Here is a 2,006-nt window from a genome sequence, read left to right as displayed (position 1 = left end):
GGGGGGTGTCCCTATGTTGGTGTCAACCGCTCGGGATGCCACTGGAGTGCGGTCGGGTAGGGGCTGGAATAGTCGACGCGCATGGAATCCGTTGTGACGCTGTCGGGTGGGGACGCGGGTGAGCTGCTGACGTTGCAGCGGGCTGCGTATGTGACTGAGGCTCAGGCCCACGAGGACGTGAACCTTCCCCCGTTGATGCAGTCCCTCGACGAGGTGGTGAGCGAATTGGCGAAGCCCGACGTGATCGCGTTCGGGTTGCGCGATGACTCCCGGCGTCTCGTCGCTGCCGTGCGGGTGTACCTCTCTCTGACGGACCCCCACACCGCCGAGTTGGGAAGGCTGGTCGTGGCCCCGGACATGCAGGGTCGAGGTCGGGGCAGTCGGCTGCTCGAGTTGGTGGAAGAGCGACTGCCTGAGCAGATCACTGATCTGCAGTTGTTCACCGGTGAGCGCAGCCTCGGCAACCTGCGGCTCTACTCTCGGTTCGGGTATCAGGAAACGCACCGAACTCCGACGCCGGGTGGCTATGCGCTTGTCCATCTGGCGAAGCGAGTGCGTTAGCGTGCCTGCTGGGCGTGGTTACGCTGCTTCTGCGGTTGGTGGCCGGTAGAGGGTCTTGTTCTTGAGCATGGCGTGGAGGACGTCGCAGCGGCGTCGGGCCAGGCAGATCAGGGCGGCGTTGTGTCTCTTGCCTTCGGCTCGTTTGCGGTCGTAGTAGGTGCGGCTGGTCGGGTCGTGCAGGGCCGCGAACGCCGACAGGAACAGGGCGCGTTTGAGTTTCCGGTTGCCCGAGCGGGCCGGGTGTTCACCGCGGATCGAGGTGCCGGAGCGGTGGGTGACCGGGGCGATGCCGGCGTAGGCGGCGAGGTGCCCGGCCGTGGCGAAGCCCGAGCCGTCACCGATCTCGATGAGGATGCGCGCGGCGGTCCTGACACCGATGCCGGGCATCGAGGTCAGGACCTGGGAAAGAGGGTGATCGTCGAGAATCCTCTCGACGTCGTCCCCGATGGTTCTGCGTTGATGCAGCACCTCTTTGAGCGAGTCGGCGAGTTTCGGCAACACGATCTCGGCGGCCTTGCTGCCGGGAACCGTCACGGTCTGGGCGTCCAGGGCGGCGAAGATCTCCTCGGCCAGTCGGGTGCCCATCCGCGGTGCGTGTTTGACCGCGAGGGTGGTGATCCGGCGTTTGCCGGCCTGCCGGATCCCGACCGGTCCGCCGTAGCGAGACAGGATCTCGAGGACAGCGGGGTGGCTGATCCGGGGTCCCAGAACTCGTTCGAGGGCGGGGTGGATGCCGGTGAGCAGGCCGCGGATGCGGTTGCTGATGCGGGTGGCTTCACCGGCGAGGTCGTCGTCGAACCCGATGAGCACTCCGAGTTCGGCCAGGGCCTCGTCACCGACGTCGACCCGGCGCAGTGTGTGAGGCATGGTGCGGGCAGTGTCGGCGATGATGAACGCGTCGCGGGCATCGGTTTTCGCCTGCCCCGGATACAGGTCAGCGACCCGGCGCATCGACAGTCCCGGCAGGTAGGCGACGTCGTGGCCGCAGGCGCGGGCGACGGTGACCGGCAGCGCGCCGATCGTGTTCGGTTGATCGACGACCACCAGGATCGGTCCGTGCGCGGCCAGATCAGCGAACACAGCACGCAAGCGGGCTTCGTCGTTCGGCAGTGCCTTGTCGAACAGTCGGCTGCCGGCGGCGTCCAACCCGACCGCGTGATGATCGCTTTTACCCACGTCGATGCCGCAAAACACGGCGTAACTCGTGTCCATGAAGCAGTCTTTCGTCCGGTCCAACCGGTCGCCGATCCAGCATCGATACCCGGCACCCACGTTACAAAGAGACCTACCGTAAATCTGGTGGCCCTGTCCCTATCAGCGGTCCATCGACGCCACCAGGCTCGGCGACACCACCCCCCGGATCATTCGAGAGACAGGGGTAGGAAGTCATACCGAACTTGGCGACCGTGGCCCCGCGGTGCGGGACTACGAAGAAGGTAACGGGG

General features: G+C 66.0%; 2 protein-coding genes. One reads left to right on the top strand and one right to left on the bottom strand.

What is annotated here, in order from left to right; all coding sequences use genetic code 11:
* The first annotated feature begins 81 nt into the window (after window positions 1-81).
* A complete protein-coding gene (locus K3M35_RS25615; protein WP_220667266.1) occupies window positions 82-561 on the top strand; it encodes a GNAT family N-acetyltransferase in 480 nt (159 codons plus the stop codon).
* Between the two features lie 18 nt (window positions 562-579).
* Here the strand turns inward: K3M35_RS25615 and K3M35_RS25610 are convergent, their stop codons facing one another.
* Window positions 580-1,773, bottom strand: coding sequence for an IS110 family transposase (locus tag K3M35_RS25610; protein WP_220667265.1), 1,194 nt, complete (start codon window positions 1,771-1,773; stop codon window positions 580-582).
* Between the last annotated feature and the right edge of the window lie 233 nt (window positions 1,774-2,006).

The organism is Rhodococcus sp. DMU2021 (assembly GCF_019641445.1).
In the GTDB taxonomy this organism is placed as follows: domain Bacteria; phylum Actinomycetota; class Actinomycetes; order Mycobacteriales; family Mycobacteriaceae; genus Rhodococcus; species Rhodococcus pyridinivorans.
This window is presented reverse-complemented; position numbering and strand designations above follow the sequence as displayed.